The sequence below is a fragment of the Thauera sedimentorum genome, from assembly GCF_014489115.1.
Lineage (GTDB): Bacteria > Pseudomonadota > Gammaproteobacteria > Burkholderiales > Rhodocyclaceae > Pseudothauera > Pseudothauera sedimentorum.
This window is the reverse complement of the sequence record NZ_JACTAH010000001.1, coordinates 1,796,759-1,812,842: the sequence shown is the minus strand read 5'-3', so window position 1 is coordinate 1,812,842 and position 16,084 is coordinate 1,796,759. Positions and strand designations below refer to the sequence as shown.

General features: G+C 68.1%; 15 protein-coding genes. 14 read left to right on the top strand and 1 reads right to left on the bottom strand.

The window, feature by feature from the left end; genetic code table 11:
* Positions 1-78 precede the first annotated feature (78 nt).
* The 14 genes from IAI53_RS08235 (at position 79) to IAI53_RS08170 (ending at position 14,333) form a co-directional block, all read left to right on the top strand.
* Entirely contained in the window at positions 79-981 is a 903-nt protein-coding gene (locus IAI53_RS08235) for a M23 family metallopeptidase (protein WP_225433186.1), read from the top strand.
* 7 nt (positions 982-988) lie between these two features.
* Positions 989-1,348: a hypothetical protein gene (locus IAI53_RS08230; RefSeq protein WP_187717613.1), complete on the top strand. Its 360-nt coding sequence runs from the start codon at positions 989-991 to the stop codon at positions 1,346-1,348.
* 35 nt (positions 1,349-1,383) lie between these two features.
* Positions 1,384-1,833, top strand: a complete 450-nt coding sequence (locus IAI53_RS08225; protein ID WP_187717612.1) for a bactofilin family protein — start codon at positions 1,384-1,386, stop codon at positions 1,831-1,833.
* A gap of 205 nt (positions 1,834-2,038) precedes the next feature.
* Entirely contained in the window at positions 2,039-5,980 is a 3,942-nt protein-coding gene (gene purL, locus IAI53_RS08220; RefSeq protein ID WP_187717611.1) for a phosphoribosylformylglycinamidine synthase, read from the top strand.
* Between the two features lie 152 nt (positions 5,981-6,132).
* A complete protein-coding gene (locus IAI53_RS08215) occupies positions 6,133-6,516 on the top strand; it encodes a DUF2946 domain-containing protein (protein ID WP_187717610.1) in 384 nt (127 codons plus the stop codon).
* A 206-nt stretch (positions 6,517-6,722) separates the two neighbouring features.
* Positions 6,723-7,262, top strand: a complete 540-nt coding sequence (locus tag IAI53_RS08210) for a Crp/Fnr family transcriptional regulator (RefSeq protein ID WP_187717609.1) — start codon at positions 6,723-6,725, stop codon at positions 7,260-7,262.
* Positions 7,263-7,279: 17 nt separating this feature from the next.
* Complete coding sequence (locus IAI53_RS08205; protein WP_187717608.1) at positions 7,280-7,885, top strand: SCO family protein; 606 nt, start codon at positions 7,280-7,282, stop codon at positions 7,883-7,885.
* Positions 7,886-7,898: 13 nt separating this feature from the next.
* Positions 7,899-8,363 (top strand): copper chaperone PCu(A)C, encoded by a 465-nt coding sequence (locus IAI53_RS08200; RefSeq protein WP_187717607.1) that lies wholly within the window; start codon positions 7,899-7,901, stop codon positions 8,361-8,363.
* Between the two features lie 70 nt (positions 8,364-8,433).
* Positions 8,434-8,790, top strand: a complete 357-nt coding sequence (locus IAI53_RS08195) for a DUF2946 domain-containing protein (protein WP_187717606.1) — start codon at positions 8,434-8,436, stop codon at positions 8,788-8,790.
* Between the two features lie 156 nt (positions 8,791-8,946).
* The gene (locus IAI53_RS08190) at positions 8,947-9,699 is read left to right on the top strand and encodes an energy transducer TonB (RefSeq protein WP_225433183.1); all 753 of its coding nucleotides are present in this window, start codon (positions 8,947-8,949) and stop codon (positions 9,697-9,699) included.
* 65 nt (positions 9,700-9,764) lie between these two features.
* On the top strand, positions 9,765-11,660 hold the full coding sequence (locus tag IAI53_RS08185) for a TonB-dependent receptor plug domain-containing protein (RefSeq protein WP_187717605.1): 1,896 nt from the start codon (positions 9,765-9,767) through the stop codon (positions 11,658-11,660).
* Positions 11,661-11,677: 17 nt separating this feature from the next.
* The gene (locus tag IAI53_RS08180) at positions 11,678-13,114 is read left to right on the top strand and encodes a 4Fe-4S binding protein (protein WP_187717604.1); all 1,437 of its coding nucleotides are present in this window, start codon (positions 11,678-11,680) and stop codon (positions 13,112-13,114) included.
* A 51-nt stretch (positions 13,115-13,165) separates the two neighbouring features.
* Complete coding sequence (locus IAI53_RS08175; protein WP_349771904.1) at positions 13,166-13,897, top strand: MotA/TolQ/ExbB proton channel family protein; 732 nt, start codon at positions 13,166-13,168, stop codon at positions 13,895-13,897.
* 10 nt (positions 13,898-13,907) lie between these two features.
* Positions 13,908-14,333: an ExbD/TolR family protein gene (locus IAI53_RS08170; protein ID WP_225433181.1), complete on the top strand. Its 426-nt coding sequence runs from the start codon at positions 13,908-13,910 to the stop codon at positions 14,331-14,333.
* Positions 14,334-14,388: 55 nt separating this feature from the next.
* Here IAI53_RS08170 and IAI53_RS08165 read toward each other — a convergent pair whose 3' ends face one another.
* The gene (locus IAI53_RS08165) at positions 14,389-16,026 is read right to left on the bottom strand and encodes an electron transfer flavoprotein-ubiquinone oxidoreductase (protein ID WP_187717603.1); all 1,638 of its coding nucleotides are present in this window, start codon (positions 16,024-16,026) and stop codon (positions 14,389-14,391) included.
* Positions 16,027-16,084: the final 58 nt, after the last annotated feature.

Below are 16,084 nucleotides of genomic sequence, written 5' to 3'. Positions count from 1 at the left end.
GGTTAAAGAGTGGCGTTTGTCATTCTGTCGACCGGCGGCTTGACTGAATCCCGACTGCATACCGTGCGGACGCGGACCTTGCTGTTCCTCTTCTCCCTGGTGCTGGCATCCGCCATCGCGGCGGGCGGCGTCATGGGCTACCGCATGGGGCAGGCCGAATTGCCCGAGCCGGTCGGCGAAACGAGCGTCGCCCTGACCCTGGATCAACCCGAGGGGCGTGCGCTGGTCGATCGCGTCGGCGAACTGACCGGTCGTCTGATCCGGCTGGAGAGCGAAGCGCTGACCCTGGCCAAGCGGGTGGGCGTCCTCAAGGACTTCGAGGAACAGGCGGGCACTCCCGGCAAGACCTCGCGTACCGCCAAACCCCGCGAAGGAGCAAGCGCCCCGAGCGGCGGCCCGCTGGTGCCGGCCGTTGGTACGGCCGCCTCGGACGCCTTGAACGTCTCGGGCGCCGCGAGTGCGCACGGTGACGACTTCGGCACCGGACTCGCCGGCCTGGAACTGCAGCTCGACCGGATCGATGCCGCGTTTGCCTTGGTCGACCGGGTCACCACCGAGCGCAATCTGCAGAACATGGCGTTTCCGAGCCGGCTGCCGGTGGTCGACCGCCCGGTGGCCTCGGGTTTCGGTAACCGTCTCGACCCCTTCACCCGGCGCCTGGCGCGCCACACCGGTCTGGACTTTCCGGCTCCGAAGGGTACGCCCATCCTTGCCAGCGCCGGCGGCCGTGTCCAGCGTGCCGGTTACAATCGCGACTACGGCTACATGGTCGAGATCGACCACGGCAACGGACTGGTAACGCGTTACGCCCATGCTTCCAAGCTGCTGGTGCGCACCGGCGAACTGGTGATGCCGCAGCAGCGCATCGCGCTGGTCGGTTCGACCGGCCGTTCCACCGGCCCTCATCTGCATTTCGAGGTGATCCGCAACGGCGTGTACACCGACCCCAAGCTTTACCTCGCGCGCAGTCTGGCCGATTGACGGGCGCATGAGTCTCCTGAAACGTTCGCCGACCCGCCGGCTGACAGGCAGCAGTTTCGAACTCACCTCCGACCACCGCTGGCGGCATGGCCTGCTCGTCGTGCTTGCGGTGCTGGTCGTCTCGGTGCTGGCCGGCGCGGGCTGGCGCTACTTTGAACAACGGCTGGCGCCGCTCGCTCGTCTGGCGCAGCTCGAGGCGGAGAATGTGCGGCTGCGTGCCGAGGCCGACGCCGCCAGAATCGAACTCGAGATGGAGCGTGCCACCCGCGCGGAACTCAAGCGCCAGGTGGGCGAACTGAACGAGCAGGTGAGCCAGCTCACGCATCAGCTGGAATTCTTCAACTCGCAGGCCAAGAGTCCGAGGTAGTTCGGGCTGGCCGGTACAACCGGGGGAAGCGCAGGATGTTTCGCAAGAAGCACAGCAAGTCGATTGAAGTCACCAAGCTCTCCAGCCTGATTGCCGACAATGTTCACATCGTCGGCGACGTCGTCTTCTCGGGCGGACTGCGGGTCGATGGCCGCATCGAAGGCAATGTCATCAACAAGGGTGGCGCCCACGGCCTGCTGGTGCTGAGCGACAAGGGAAGCATCAAGGGCGAGGTGCGGGTGTACGACGCAGTCGTCAACGGCAGCATCTCGGGCGATCTCGAAGTCGAGCACTTCCTCGAACTCCAGGCCAAGGCGCGAGTATCGGGCAACATCAGCTACCGTCAGCTGCAAATGGAATGCGGCGCCACCATCACCGGCAGCATCGAGCGCGTGGGTGAAGACGGCGTTCGCGAAGAAGACAAGGACGAGGACGCCAAGGTCGTCGAGATCGGCAGTTCCCAGCACGCCTCCGGCATGCGCTGAACGCGGATCGTCGCGATCGGCAAGCGTTTTGCGCCGGCCCGTCGCCTCACGTGCGAGGCGCCGGCCCTCGCGTGCGGCATGAAGGCGTGCGCAGCCGCGCAGCGGAGCGGGTAAGCGGGTCCGCTCGGGTATAATCCAGCGTTTCGTTCCAGGGGTCGCAGCGGTTTTCGTCCGGCCCCGGCGTTCACCCTGCCCAGTCGATCAAATGACCGAAATCCTCAAGCTGCGTGGCGCTGCGGCGCTGTCCGAATCCCGCCTCGAACGTCTCAAGCGCCCGCTCCTCGACGCCCTGCCCAAGTGCAAGGGTGTCAGCGCCGAACACTGGTACTTCGTCGAACTCTCCGCGCCGCTCACCGCGGCGGAGCAGGAGCGCCTGGTGGATCTGCTGGGTGCCCGCCCGGCTACGGCCGAACCGCCGCTCGGCCAGTTGCTGCTGGTGGTGCCGCGCCTGGGCACCATCTCGCCGTGGTCCTCCAAGGCAACCGACATCGCCCGCCAGTGCGGTTTCGAGAAAGTCGTGCGCATCGAGCGTGGCACCGCGTTCACGCTGTCGCACAAGGAACTGGACGAACGCCAGCGCGCGGCGGTGCTGCCGCTGCTGCACGACCGCATGACCGAATCGGTGCTGCCCGCCGTGGATGCGGCCGAGGCGCTGTTCCACCACTACGAACCGCAGCCGCTGACCACCGTGGACATCCTGGGCGGCGGACGCCCGGCCCTGGAGGGCGCCAACGGCGAGCTCGGCCTGGCGCTGTCCGAGGATGAGATCGACTATCTGGTGGACAACTTCGTGCGCATGGGGCGCAACCCCACCGACGTCGAACTGATGATGTTCGCCCAGGCCAACTCCGAGCACTGCCGCCACAAGATCTTCAACGCCGACTGGGTGATCGACGCCCGGATCATGGACAAGAGCCTGTTCGGCATGATCAAGGACACCCACAAGGCCCACCCGCAGGGCACCGTGGTGGCCTATTCGGACAATGCCTCGGTGATCGAGGGTGCCACCGTCGACCGCTTCTACCCGGACGCCGACGGCCAGTGGCGTTTCCGCGAGGAGACCACCCACATCCTCGCCAAGGTCGAAACCCACAACCACCCGACCGCGATCTCCCCCTTCCCGGGCGCGGCCACCGGCGCGGGCGGCGAGATCCGCGACGAGGGTGCCACCGGGCGCGGCTCCAAGCCCAAGGCGGGTCTGGCCGGCTTCTCGGTGTCCAACCTGGAGATCCCGGGTTTCGCCCAGCCCTGGGAACAGGCCTACGGCAAGCCGGAGCGCATCGCCTCGGCGCTCGACATCATGATCGAGGGGCCGATCGGCGCGGCGGCCTTCAACAACGAATTCGGCCGGCCCAACCTTGCCGGCTACTTCCGCACCTTTCAGCAGGCGGTGCAGGGCGAGGTGCGCGGCTACCACAAGCCGATCATGATCGCCGGCGGCGTCGGCAACATCCAGGCTCAGCAATCGGAGAAGCCCACCTTCCCGCCGGGCACGCTGCTGATCCAGCTCGGCGGCCCGGGCATGCTGATCGGCCTGGGCGGCGGCGCCGCCTCGTCGATGGCCACCGGCACCAATGCGGCGGATCTGGACTTCGCCTCGGTGCAGCGTGGCAACCCGGAAATCCAGCGCCGCTGCCAGGAAGTCATCGACGCCTGCTGGCAACAGGGCGACAAGAACCCGATCATCGCCATCCATGACGTGGGCGCCGGCGGCCTGTCGAATGCCATGCCGGAGCTGGCCGACCACGCCGGCCTGGGCGCGCATTTCGAGCTGCGCGAGGTGCATATCGAGGAGCCGGGCATGAGCCCGCGCGAGATCTGGTCGAACGAATCGCAGGAGCGCTACGTGCTGGCGATCGCGCCGGAGTCGCTGGAGCAGTTCCGCGCCTTCTGCGAACGCGAGCGCTGTCCCTTCGCGGTGCTCGGCACCGCCACCGCCGACGGCCACCTGACCGTGAGCGACCAGCACTTCGGCAACAAGCCGGTCGACATGGACATGCAGGTGCTGCTCGGCAAGCCGCCGAAGATGACCCGCAACGTGTCGCGCCGCGCGGTGCACCTACCGCCTTTCGACCTCACCGACATCGACGTCGGCGAGGCCTGCCGCCGCGTGCTGCGCATGCCTGCGGTGGCGAGCAAGAACTTCCTGATCACCATCGGCGACCGTTCGGTGGGCGGCATGACCGCGCGCGACCAGATGGTCGGCCCCTGGCAGGTGCCGGTGGCCGACGTCGCGGTCACCGCGATGAGCTTCCACGGCTTCAATGGCGAAGCCTTCGCCATGGGCGAGCGGACCCCGCTGGCCTGCGTCGATGCACCGGCCTCCGGGCGCATGGCGATCGGCGAGGCGATCACCAACATCGCCGCCGCCGACATCAATGAACTGGGCGAGGTCAAGCTCTCCGCCAACTGGATGGCGGCCGCCGGCCACCGCGGCGAGGACGCCAAGCTCTACGACACCGTCAAGGCGGTATCCGAGTTCTGCATCACCGCCGGCCTGTCCATTCCGGTGGGCAAGGATTCGCTGTCCATGCGCACCGCCTGGCAGGACGAGGGTGAAGACAAGCAGGTGGTCGCGCCGCTGTCGCTGATCGCCACCGCCTTTGCCCCGGTGCGCGACATCCGCAACACGCTCACCCCGCAGCTGCAACTGCCTGAAGGTGTTGAGACCGAGCTGCTGCTGATCGACCTGGGCAACGGCAAGAACCGCCTCGGCGGCTCGGTGCTGGCGCAGGCCTGGAACTCGGTGGCCGAGCACGCCCCGGACGTCGATGCCGCCCAGCTCAAAGCCTTCTTCGGCGCCGTCCAGCAACTGCGGCGCGACGGCCTGCTGCTCGCTTACCACGACCGCTCCGACGGCGGCCTGTTCGCCACCGTCGCCGAGATGGCCTTCGCCGGGCGCTGCGGGGTGTCGCTCACCCTGGACACGGTGAGCTACGACGCGCAGATGAACGATGTCGACGGTCTCGAGAAGAAGCCCGACACCCTGCGCGGACGCTTCATCGACGGCGCGCTGGCCGCCCTGTTCGCCGAGGAACTCGGCGCCGTGGTGCAGATCCGCCGCGACGAGCGCAGCCGCATCACCGAAACCTTGCGCAGCGCCGGCCTCAGCTACCACTTCATCGGCGAACCCAACGAGCGCGACGAGATCCGCCTGTGGCGCAACGGCAAGCTGCTGTTCGCCGCGCCGCGCGCCGAACTGCTGCAGACCTGGAGCGAGACCAGCTACCGCATCGCCCGCTTGCGCGACGACGCCGTTTGCGCGCAGGAGGAGTTCGACGCCCTGGCCGATGCCGCCAACCCGGGCCTGTCGGTGCATACCAGCTTTGACGTCACCGAAGATGTGGCCGCCCCCTTCATCAACAGCGGCGCCCGTCCGCGGGTGGTGATCCTGCGCGAGCAGGGGGTGAACTCCCACGCCGAGATGGCCGCCGCCTTCGAGCGTGCCGGCTTCGCGCCCTTCGACGTGCACATGTCCGACCTGCAGGCCGGACGCGTGCAGCTGGCCGACTTCCACGGCCTGGCCGCGTGCGGCGGCTTCTCCTACGGCGACGTGCTCGGTGCGGGGCAGGGCTGGGCCAAGTCCATCCTGTTCAACGACGCGCTGCGCAGCCAGTTCGAGACCTTCTTCGCGCGCACCGACACCTTCGCGCTGGGGGTGTGCAACGGCTGCCAGATGATGGCCCACCTCGCGCCCATCATCCCGGGGGCCCAGCACTGGCCCACCTTCCACCGCAACCGCAGCGAGCAGTTCGAAGCGCGCTTCGTGATGGTCGAGGTCACCGAGTCGCCCTCCATCCTGCTCGCCGGCATGGCCGGCAGCCGCATGCCCATCGTGGTCAGCCATGGCGAGGGCAGGGCGGTGTTCGCGGACGAGGCTGCCCGCCAGCAGGCGCTGGCCGCGCTGCGCTACGTGGACAACCACGGCGCGCCGGCGGCGAGCTACCCGTTCAACCCCAACGGCTCGCCGGACGGGCTGACCGGTTTCACCACCGCGGACGGGCGCTTCACCATCATGATGCCGCACCCGGAGCGCACCGCACGCACCGTGCAGATGTCCTGGGCGCCGCAGGCGCTGGTGAATGCCAGCCCGGACGCTTCGCCCTGGCAGCGCATGTTCCGCAACGCCAGGGTGTGGCTGGGCTGAGCGATGTTCCGCTGTGGCAAGCCCGCACGAATTGATCGACGTCATATGGCGGGCTTGCGCGCCCGCATAGAATTGCTCACATTCTGTCGGCTGCCATCCGGTGGCGTATCCACCGGGGCGTAACCGCCGCGCTCAACCTGCGTCCGAGATCAATGAGCTTCTCTGCCAACCGTCTTCGCCGTGTCGTCTGGATCGCATTGTTCGCAATGCTGATCGGCGCTTTGGCGCCGACGGTGAGCAGGGTGCTCGCCGCCGGTGACGGCGGCTGGATCGAGGTCTGTTCCGCCAGCGGCGTGATGTACCTGCCGGTCGACGCCGCGCCCGATTCGGACGATGGCGGCGCTCAGCATGTGTCGGCGGCCGCCTGTGCCTACTGCTTCACCAACGCCGGTTCCTTCGGCCTCGCGGCCGCGATGCCGGTGCTCATCGACGCGCCGGCCGGCCGGTTCGTCGTCTCGCTGGCGGTGCCGTCCGGCCCGCTCGCCCTTGCCGTCTACGGCATCTCCAGTCCCCGCGCACCTCCCGCGCTTGCCTGATCACGCCGGGGTCCTTGCCCCGGCCCGGCACCTCCGCATGCGGCACTGAGCCGCGGCGCCGGTGTCACGCCGTCCGGCCGTTCGGCCGCGCGGTAGCCAGGCATTGAACAGGGGATATCTCAGCAATGGATGCATGCATCGCAGCGGACGCAGTCCGCGAAGGCGGCGCGCCGGCGCCGTCCGTCGGTACCGGAATGGCCTCCCGGATGCAGTTCGAGCGCGGCGCGACGGTCTTCGTCGCGGGAATGCCGGGCAGCCCGTGGCGGGTCGTGGACGGGCTGGTGCGTCTTGACCGCGAGGGCCTGGAAGGGCCCGAGTTCGGCGGGCTGGCCCGGGTGGGTGACGTGATCGGCGCAGAGACCATGATGTTCGACCGCTACACCTACACCGCGGTTGCCCTGCTGCCGCTCACCATAGAAGCCTGGTGCCACGGCACCGCAGGCGAGCGCGAGCAAGGCTTGCTGCTCGCGCTCGCCCGCAGCGAACGCCGCATGGCCGACGTGCTCGCACTGCGCGGTGGCCGCGCGGCCGAGCGCATCCGCCGCCTGTTCGGCTTCATCGCCGGGGCGATGGGCAGCCGCGACGCGGACGCTCCCTGCATTCCAATGCCGCGCCTGCGCGACATCGCCGACATCACCGGCCTGCAGGTGGAGACCGTTTCGCGCACGATCAGCCAGTTGAGCGAACACGGCGAGATCGCGCCGCGGGCGCGCCGCTACGTGCAGTTGAACTACGCGCCCGAATGAGGCGAGGGAGGATATCGATGTCACGAACCCTCATGAACCGGATACAGCGCCTGGCCGCCGCGCTGCTGCTGGCGGCGGGGCTCGCCGCCTGCGACAGCGGACCAAGCTTTCACAGCACCGACATCACCGGCGCCGGCTTCGGCCAGGATTTCCGGCTGAACGACCCTGACGGTCAGCCCCGCAGCCTGGCGGATTTCCGCGGCAAGGCGGTGATGGTGTTCTTCGGCTTCACCCAGTGCCCGGACGTCTGCCCCACCGCGCTGATACGCGCCGCCGAGGTCAAGCACTTGCTGGGCGATCAGGCCGGCCGGCTGCAGGTGATCTTCGTCACCCTGGACCCGGAGCGCGACACGCCCGCCGTGCTGCGCGAGTACACCACCGCGTTCGGCGCCGATTTCCTCGGGCTGTACACCACGCTGGAGGACACCCGCAGCCTGGCCGACGAGTTCCGCATCTTCTACCGCAAGGTGCCCACTGGCGGCTCCTACACCATGGACCACACCGCCACCAGCTATGTGTACGACCCGGCCGGGGCATTACGCCTGGCCGTTCCCCATGCGCAGGATGCAGCGTCGGTTGCCGCCGACCTGCAGACCCTGCTGCAGTCCTTCCCCGTCCGTTGAGGAGATACCCGAGATGAAACGTATTGCCATCGCTTCGCTGTTCGCCCTTGCCGCGTCCTCCGTGTTCGCACAGGTGCAGGTCGCCGACCCCTGGGTGCGCGCCACCGTCGCCCAGCAACGCTCCACCGGCGCCTTCATGCGCCTGACCGCCGAGCAGGACGCACGTCTGGTCGAGGCGCAGTCGCCAGCCGCCAAGATCGTCGAGATCCACGAGATGAAGATGGAGGGCGACGTGATGAAGATGCGTGCCATACAAGGCCTGGACCTGCCGGCAGGCAAGGCGGTGGAGCTCAAACCGGGTGGATATCACGTCATGCTGATCGACCTGAATGCCCAGGTGAAGGAGGGCGAGGTCGTGCCGCTGACGTTGGTGGTCGAGGGCAAGGACGGCAAGCGCCAGACGCTTGAACTGAATGCCCCGGTCAAGCCGTTGAACCAGGCCATGCAGCAGCATGGCCATCAACCGATGAAGCACTGAGCGCCAGCCTCAGGCTTTTCTGTCCCGGTCACCCCGCATGCGCTCATCGCTTCGCATCAGCAGATCGGCCGTGTGGCTCGCCGTGCTGGCGATCCTCGCGGCCTGCCTGCTGCCCGCCTTCGGGCAGATGGCGGCGAGCGCATCCGGTGACCAGGGGTGGCTGGAGGTCTGCACGGCCTACGGCATCGAGCGGATTGCCCTGAGCGATTTGCCCGATACCGGCGATTCCGACACGCCCATGGCCAGTCAGGGCTGTGTCTGGTGCCACCTCCATGCGCACGGCGCCCCGCCTCCGGGCGGCATGACCGGCTTGTTGCTGATCGTGGCCGACTCCGGCCGTTCTCCGGTCGGCGCGCCCTGCGACTCACCGAGTCCGCAGTTCTTCACGACCGCGTCGCGCCCGCGCGCGCCGCCGGCTCGTCTCTGATCCGTATCCGTTGAATCAATGTGGCGTGCGCCGAGCGCACGCCCCGGCCCATCCGGCCCAGCCGCCGGATGTGCATCCCTGCGTCCGGCATTCCGGCCCCGCTGCGGGGCGGTGCCGCCGTTCCGCTATCCGTGCTCCAAGGATCTGCAACCTTCGATGGCGATGACTGGCTTCGGTCCTGCCGACACACCGCTGTTGCCGCGGCTGGCAACGCTGGGTGTCGTACTCCTCGCACACCTGCTGCTTGCGGCTTGGTTGCTGGCGCTCGCGCCGGCGGCCGTCGTGCCGGCGGGAGCGGTACGCATGGATGTGCGGCTGATCCGGCACAGCGCGCCGCCCAAGAGCGAGATGCCCGCGCCGGAACCTGCCGCAGCCCCGGTCGTGCAGCCCGCGCAGGCGGTGCAGCCACCTTTGCCGCCCGCTCCGAGGCCATCCGCGCGGCCGGTCGCAGAACTGCCGGAAAGGCGACGGCCTGAACCTCAGCCACAAGTCCGGGCGGCGGAGCCGGCGGTGCCGGAAGCCGCGGGCACTGCCAGCGATGTGGCGCCCGCCATCGCGCCGCCGGCAGCGGCCGGTGCGCCGGCGATTGCGAATGTGGCCCCGGCGTTGCCCGAATTCGTCGCGGCGCGCTTCGATGCCGACTACCTGAGCAACCCGGCACCGGCCTATCCGCCGATGTCGCGGCGCCGCCGGGAGGAGGGGCAGGTTCTGCTGGCCGTGTCTGTTGGTGTCGAAGGGGCGGCCGAGCAGGTCGAGATCCATGAGAGCAGCGGCTTTCGCCGGCTGGACGAAGCGGCCCTGCAAGCAGTCCGGCGCTGGCGTTTCGTGCCGGCGCAGCGGGAAGGCAGGCCGGTAGCGGCCCAGGTCGTGGTGCCGATCATTTTCAGACTGGAGGCAGGGGGGCGTTGAGCGGCAGACGCGCCGCGGATAGCCGGTCCCTGGCAGAGAACCAGTCTTACGAGACAAGGACAGAAATGAGATCGATGAAAGTTGGTGTGGTGGGCGCGCTCGCGGCCTTGGTGAACCTCTCCGCGATGGCGGGTGAGGGTGGCAGCCGGGTGCTCGATTCCGTAGTGGTGACCGCGACCGGGCAGAGCGAGGCGGTGCGCGACGTGCAGGCCAGTGTGGAGGTGATCGACCGCGAACGCATCGATCGCTACGCAGACGGCAACGTACCGCAGCTTCTGATGCATGCCGCGGGCGTGCAGGCCTCGAACGGCGGTGCGACCGGCGATGTGGCGATCCGGGGCTTCAACCGTGCGCACACGCTGATGCTGGTCGATGGCCTGCGCCGGACCAACAACTACGGCAGCAACAACCCGGCGCAGATTGGCCTGGTCGATGTCGAGCGCATCGAGATCGTCCGCGGGCCCCTGTCCTCCTTGTACGGCTCCGAGGCGCTGGGTGGCGTGGTGAACGTGATTACCCGGCATCCGGGCGCCGATCCCGGCGCGAGCATCCTGCTCAACGCGGGCTCGGCCGAAGGCGGGCGGGAGACTTTCCAGTCCGGTGTCAATCTGCGTACCGGTAACGAGGTGCTCGGGCACAGCTTCACGATCGAGCAGAACTACCGCGGCAGCCTGCGCCACCGTGAGTCGGAGAGCGACGACTTCGGACGTCTCGACAACTGGGCCGCCAGCTACCGTGGGCGCTGGCAACCGGATGCTGCCAACCGGGTGGATTGGGCGCTGGAGGCGTTCGACCGCGACAGCCGGGCGAGCAGCGTCGGCACTAGCGGCCCCTATACCCGTTTCGAGGACGAGCGCCGCTATTTCGGCAGCCTGGCCTACGTCGGCGAAGTGGGTCCAGGGGAGCTGACCGTGCGCGGTGGCTTCGGGCGGAGCAAGGGGGCGACCAACCGCGCCTACCCGACCGTCGAGACGACGCTCTACCGGCAGGCCCAGGGGGACGCGGTCTATCAGTTCTATCCGCACGATGCGCATGCGGTGTCGTTCGGTATCGGCGCGCTGCGCGACGATCTGGACGTCAGCATCAACAGCCGGCGTGCGGTGCGCAACAACCGCTTCGCCTTGCTGCAGGATCAATGGCAAATCGATGCGGCCTGGCAACTGGTGGCCGGCCTGCGCTTCGACCGTTTCGACGATTTCGGCAGCACGACCAACCCGCGCGTTTCGCTGGGCTGGAGCGATGCGGGCTGGAGCGCGCGTCTGGGCTACGGGACGGCATTCAGGGCGCCGTCGCTGCTGGAGCAGTATTCGAGCTTCGTGCGCGGTCGCCTGCTGATCCGGGGCAACCCCGAGCTCCAGCCCGAGGAGTCGGAGAGCTGGGAGGCCATGGTGCGCAGGGAGTTTGCGCGCGGCCATGTCGAACTTGCCATCCACCGCAATACCGTCGAGCAGCTGATCGAGTCCTTCACCACCACCGAGCGGGTCGGGTCGCTGGCCGTGGTGGAGTATCGCAACATCAACGAGGCTCGCATCGACGGCGCCGAACTGAGTGCGGTGTTCCGGCCGACCGCGGCCTGGGAGCTGTCGGCCGGGCTGGACCTCATCGACGCGCGCGATGTGCGCTCCGGCGACCGCTTGAGCGGGCGGGCCCGTCAGGTCTGGCGACTCGAGAGCAGTTACCGGATCGGTGCCTGGCAGCTGAATGCGCGGGCGCGCCATATGGTCGACTATCTTGCGACCGGCATCGACGCGCCGCGCGGCAGCGCGCCCTACAACACCGATCTCACCCGTGTCGACCTGTCTGCGCACTACGCATACCGGCCGGGCATGGTGTTCAGCTTCGGGGTCGACAACCTGTTCGACAGGCGTGATCCGGACAACTTCTCGGTGACGTCGACCGGTACCCAGCGCAACGATCCGGACGCTCGCTACGTGTACGCCAGCGCGCGTTTCGAGTTCTGAAGCGAAGGAGGCCGTCGATGAACAAGCCGATTGCGATCGTTTCGCAGCAGGCCGCGGCCTCCCGCCGGCCTGCTGCGAACGTCTTGACGCGCTGGCCGCTGCTGGGTCATGCCCTGCGCCGCGGCTACCTGATGACCGGGCTGCGCGTCGTCGTCCTGTCCTTGTTCGGCGTCGCGGTACTGGCCGGCCTGCTCGCCGAGGACGCCCGTACCGGACTGACCGTGCTGCTGCTGTGGGGCATCTTCTGGCCCTTGCTGACCAGCGTGCTGACGCCGACGCTGGGTAATGCATGGTGTGGGATCTGCCCGCATGGCTTCGTCGGCAAGTGGCTGAACCGGATCGGTTTGCGGCGCAGTTTCCCCGCCCACCTGCGCGGCGTGTGGATAGGGCTGCTCTCCCTGGTGCTGTGCTACTGGGTGATCGCCTATGCCATGCCGGGGGCGCTGTCGGCATCCACCCGGACGACGGCGTGGTACTTCCTGACTTTCAGCCTTGCCGCCTTTGCCTTCTTCTATGTATTCAAGGACATGGCGTGGTGCAAGCACCTGTGTCCGCTGGGCAGGCTGCTTGCGACGCATGGCAAGGTCGGCGTGCTGCAGATCGACACCGACCGCCAGGACTGCAGCAACTGCAGGAGCTTCGAGTGCGCCAGGAGCTGTGCCTGGCATCTTTCCCCATTCCGTTTTCAGCAGCGCAACAACATGGACCAGTGCACGCTCTGCCTGGACTGCGTTGCCGCGTGCGATAGCGCGCACCTGGTGGTCCGGCCGCCGGGGCGAGCGCTCGGGCGCAATATCGTCGGCGCGGATCGGGACGAGATGTGGGTGTTCCTGGTGATCCTCGCGGTCGCCGGGGTCGGTGTGCAGTTCCTCCACGGATTGCAGCACACCCCGCTCAAGGAGCATCTGCCATGGAATGTCGCCGGAAACTGGGTGCAGGGCTACCTGCCTTTCGATGCAGAGGTGTTCCGCATGGGCGGATTGTTCGCCCTCGTCCTTGCGCTGGCGCTGACCCTCGCGACCGGTTGGTGGGCTTACCGGCGGGCGGCGCGGCTTGCGGGGCGGGAATGGCGGGAAACCGCGAACAGCCTGGCGTGCGCGCTCGCACCGCTTGCCATCATCGGCCTGATCCCGCACGCCGTGATGATGTTCGCCATGCGCAACGCGCATGCCCTGGCAAACGAGGCCGGCGTTCTGCTGGGACAGTCCTGGCAGGTCCAGCCGCTTGCGCAGCGTGGCGACGCATGGCTCGGATGGCTGAACCTGCTGCCCTATGTCGCCATCGCCTGGACGCTGTGGCTCGTCTGGCAGCGCGCCGGCTTGCTGGTGTCGACGCACCGGCTGCAGTGGCGGGTGTGGGCCTACGGCAGCGCTCCGGTGTGGCTGTATGCGTCAGTCATGGTGATCAAGCTGGGTGCGATGCTTTGGATGGCGCCGGCAGCGCATGTTCACTAGGCGAGCGCCGTCATCGGATGGCACTCACCAGAACTCAGAGGAGATTCGACAGTGATCGATAACACGGGCATCGCGCAACTGATTGCGCAAGCGGACGGGGTGGGCATCACGGTGGCCTTGCTGCTCGGCCTCATGTCGGTGGCCAGCTGGAGCGTCATCGTCGGCAAGGGTGTCACGCAGCTACGCATGCGCCGCGGTCTGCTGCGGGCGCAGCAGGCGTTCTGGTCGGCGCCTTCAAGGGAGGAGGCGCTCGATGCCATGCGGCGCGAGGACGCCAGCGGCGTCTTTGCAGCCGTGGCAAGCAGCGCGCTGGACGCCGCCCGTGCCTTCGAGTCGCGTAGCGCCGACGGTATCGGGGCCGGCGTAGACGCGGGCGAGTTCATCGGCCGCAGCCTGCAGCAGTCGACCGTGTTTGCCCAGGCTCGCGTCGAACGCGGCCTGACCTTGCTCGCTTCGGTCGGCGCCACCGCGCCCTTCGTCGGCCTGCTCGGCACGGTGTGGGGCATCTACCATGCACTGAGCGGCTTGTCGGGCCGTTCGACCGTGGTGCTGGATCAGGTCGCGGGCCCGGTCGGCGAAGCGCTGATCATGACCGCGGCGGGGCTGTTCGTCGCCATTCCGGCGGTGCTCGCCTACAACGCCTTCACCCGTGCGAACCGGCTGGTGCTGGCGCAGTTGGACGGCTTTGCGCACAGCCTTCATGCCTATCTCGTGGCGGGTGTTCGCCTGGGAGCCCAGGAGCATGGACGCGTCGCCCCGCTGCGTGCGGCGAAGGCAGCCTGAGGAGGACAGCATGGGATTCAGCATGAGGCAGGGGCCGGTGTCACAGCCCCAGCCGATGGCCGAGATCAACATGATCCCGCTGGTGGACGTGATGCTGGTGCTGCTGGTGATCTTCATCATCACCGCGCCGCTGATGCAGCAGGCGGCGCCGGTCGATCTGCCGCAGGTGTCCGCTTCCGCGCTGGAGGACAAGCCGCGCGTGCTGCGCGTGGCGCTCGATGCGGGCGGGGCGGTGCAGGTGGACGAGCAGGCAGTGGGCTGGGAGGAAGTACCGACCGTGCTGCGCGCTGCAGCGGCGGATGGGGCCGACCCCGAACTGCAGCTCTACGCCGACCGGCGCACCGCCTACGAGCAGGTGGCGCGCCTGATCGCCGCCGCGCAGGACGCCGGGTTGGCGCGCATCGCCTTCGTCACCGAGCCGTTGGCAAACCCATGAACAACGCCCCGGGGCCTTTCGGCAGCCGGGGCGTTGTACGGTGGAGCAAGGGGGCTTACATGCCCTGGTAGATCGGCCCTTCGCCGCCCTGCGGGACCACCCAGTTGATGTTCTGGGTGGGGTCCTTGATGTCGCAGGTCTTGCAGTGCACGCAGTTCTGCGCGTTGATCTGCAGGCGCGGACCGGCTTCTTCCTGGACGATCTCGTACACCCCGGCCGGGCAGTAGCGTTGCTCGGGGGCGTCGTACTGGGCGAGATTCACGCTGATCGGCACCCCCGCGTCCTTCAGCTGCAGGTGACAGGGCTGCTCTTCCTCGTGGTTGGTGTTCGACAGGAACACCGAGGACAGGCGGTCGAAGGTGAGCACGCCGTCCGGCTTGGGATAGGCGATCTTCGCGCACTCGGCCGCGGGCTTGAGCGTGGTGTGGTCGGCGCTGTTGTGCAGCGTCCACGGCACCTTGCCGCCAAAGAGCTTCTGGTCGATGCCGAACAGCAAGGAGCCCAGCCACAGGCCCCTCTTCATGTAGGGCTTGAAGTTGCGCGTCTTGTGCAGCTCGGTGTGCAGCCAGGAGGCGCGGAAGGCTTGCGGGAAGGCGGCGAGTTCGTCGCGGCTGCGCTCGGCGCCGAGCGCGTCGAAGGCGGCTTCGGCGGCCAGCATGCCGCTCTTGATCGCCGCATGGCTGCCCTTGATGCGCGCGGCGTTGAGGAAGCCGGCGTCGTCGCCGATCAGCGCGCCGCCCGGGAACACCAGCTTGGGCTGGCTCTGCAGGCCGCCGGCGGCGATCGCCCGCGCGCCGTAGGCCAGGCGCTTGCCGCCTTCGATGTACTTGCGGATCTCCGGGTGGGTCTTGTAGCGCTGCATCTCCTCGAAGGGCGAGAGATGCGGATTGGTGTAGTTCAGGCCGACCACGAAGCCGATGGACACCAGATTGTCTTCCAGGTGGTAGACGAAGCCGCCGCCATAGGTGGCCGAGTCCATCGGCCAGCCGGCGGTGTGCACCACCAGGCCGGGCACATGGCGCTCGGCGGGCACTTCCCACAGCTCCTTGATGCCGATGCCGTAGGTCTGCGGGTCGGCGTCCTCGCGCAGCTTGTACTTGGCTTCGAGCTGCTTGCCGAGGTGGCCGCGGCAGCCTTCGGCGAACAGGGTGTACTTGGCGTGCAGCTCCATGCCCGGCTGGTAGTTGGGGCCGGGCTCGCCTTCGCGCGTGAGGCCCATGTCGCCGGTGGCTACGCCCTTGACCGCACCCGCCTCGTCGAACAGCACCTCGGCGCCGGCAAAGCCAGGATAGACCTCGACGCCCAGCGCCTCGGCCTGCTCGCCCAGCCACTTGGCCACGTGGCCCAGGCGTACGATGTAGTTGCCGTCGTTGTGGAAACTGTCGGGCAGCAGCGCGTTGGGGATCTGCCGGCCACCGGTTTCGGACAGGAAGACCACCCGGTCCTCGGTGACCGCGGTCTTGATCGGCGCGCCCTGTTCCTGCCAGTCGGGGATCAGCTCGTTGAGCGCGCGTGGGTCCATGACGGCGCCCGAGAGGATGTGCGCGCCGATCTCGGCACCTTTCTCGATCAGGCACACCGACACGTCCGTGCCCTTGTCCTGCGCCAGCTGCTTGAGCCGGATCGCCGCGGCCAGGCCCGCCGGGCCGCCGCCCACGATCAGGACGTCAAACTCCATGGATTCGCGTTCCATCCTCTTCTCCTCGGTCTCTCGCGTGCTTGTTGGTCTGGGCTGCCGTGCCGCACGCGGC

Coding starts and splice junctions, on each gene's coding strand:
- IAI53_RS08230 (WP_187717613.1), top strand. CDS start 989: ATGAGTCTCCTGAAACGTTCGCCGACCCGCCGGCTGACAGGCAGCAGT.
- IAI53_RS08225 (WP_187717612.1), top strand. CDS start 1,384: ATGTTTCGCAAGAAGCACAGCAAGTCGATTGAAGTCACCAAGCTCTCC.
- purL (WP_187717611.1), top strand. CDS start 2,039: ATGACCGAAATCCTCAAGCTGCGTGGCGCTGCGGCGCTGTCCGAATCC.
- IAI53_RS08215 (WP_187717610.1), top strand. CDS start 6,133: ATGAGCTTCTCTGCCAACCGTCTTCGCCGTGTCGTCTGGATCGCATTG.
- IAI53_RS08210 (WP_187717609.1), top strand. CDS start 6,723: ATGCAGTTCGAGCGCGGCGCGACGGTCTTCGTCGCGGGAATGCCGGGC.
- IAI53_RS08205 (WP_187717608.1), top strand. CDS start 7,280: ATGTCACGAACCCTCATGAACCGGATACAGCGCCTGGCCGCCGCGCTG.
- IAI53_RS08200 (WP_187717607.1), top strand. CDS start 7,899: ATGAAACGTATTGCCATCGCTTCGCTGTTCGCCCTTGCCGCGTCCTCC.
- IAI53_RS08190 (WP_225433183.1), top strand. CDS start 8,947: ATGGCGATGACTGGCTTCGGTCCTGCCGACACACCGCTGTTGCCGCGG.
- IAI53_RS08185 (WP_187717605.1), top strand. CDS start 9,765: ATGAGATCGATGAAAGTTGGTGTGGTGGGCGCGCTCGCGGCCTTGGTG.
- IAI53_RS08180 (WP_187717604.1), top strand. CDS start 11,678: ATGAACAAGCCGATTGCGATCGTTTCGCAGCAGGCCGCGGCCTCCCGC.
- IAI53_RS08170 (WP_225433181.1), top strand. CDS start 13,908: ATGGGATTCAGCATGAGGCAGGGGCCGGTGTCACAGCCCCAGCCGATG.
- IAI53_RS08165 (WP_187717603.1), bottom strand. CDS start 16,026: ATGGAACGCGAATCCATGGAGTTTGACGTCCTGATCGTGGGCGGCGGC.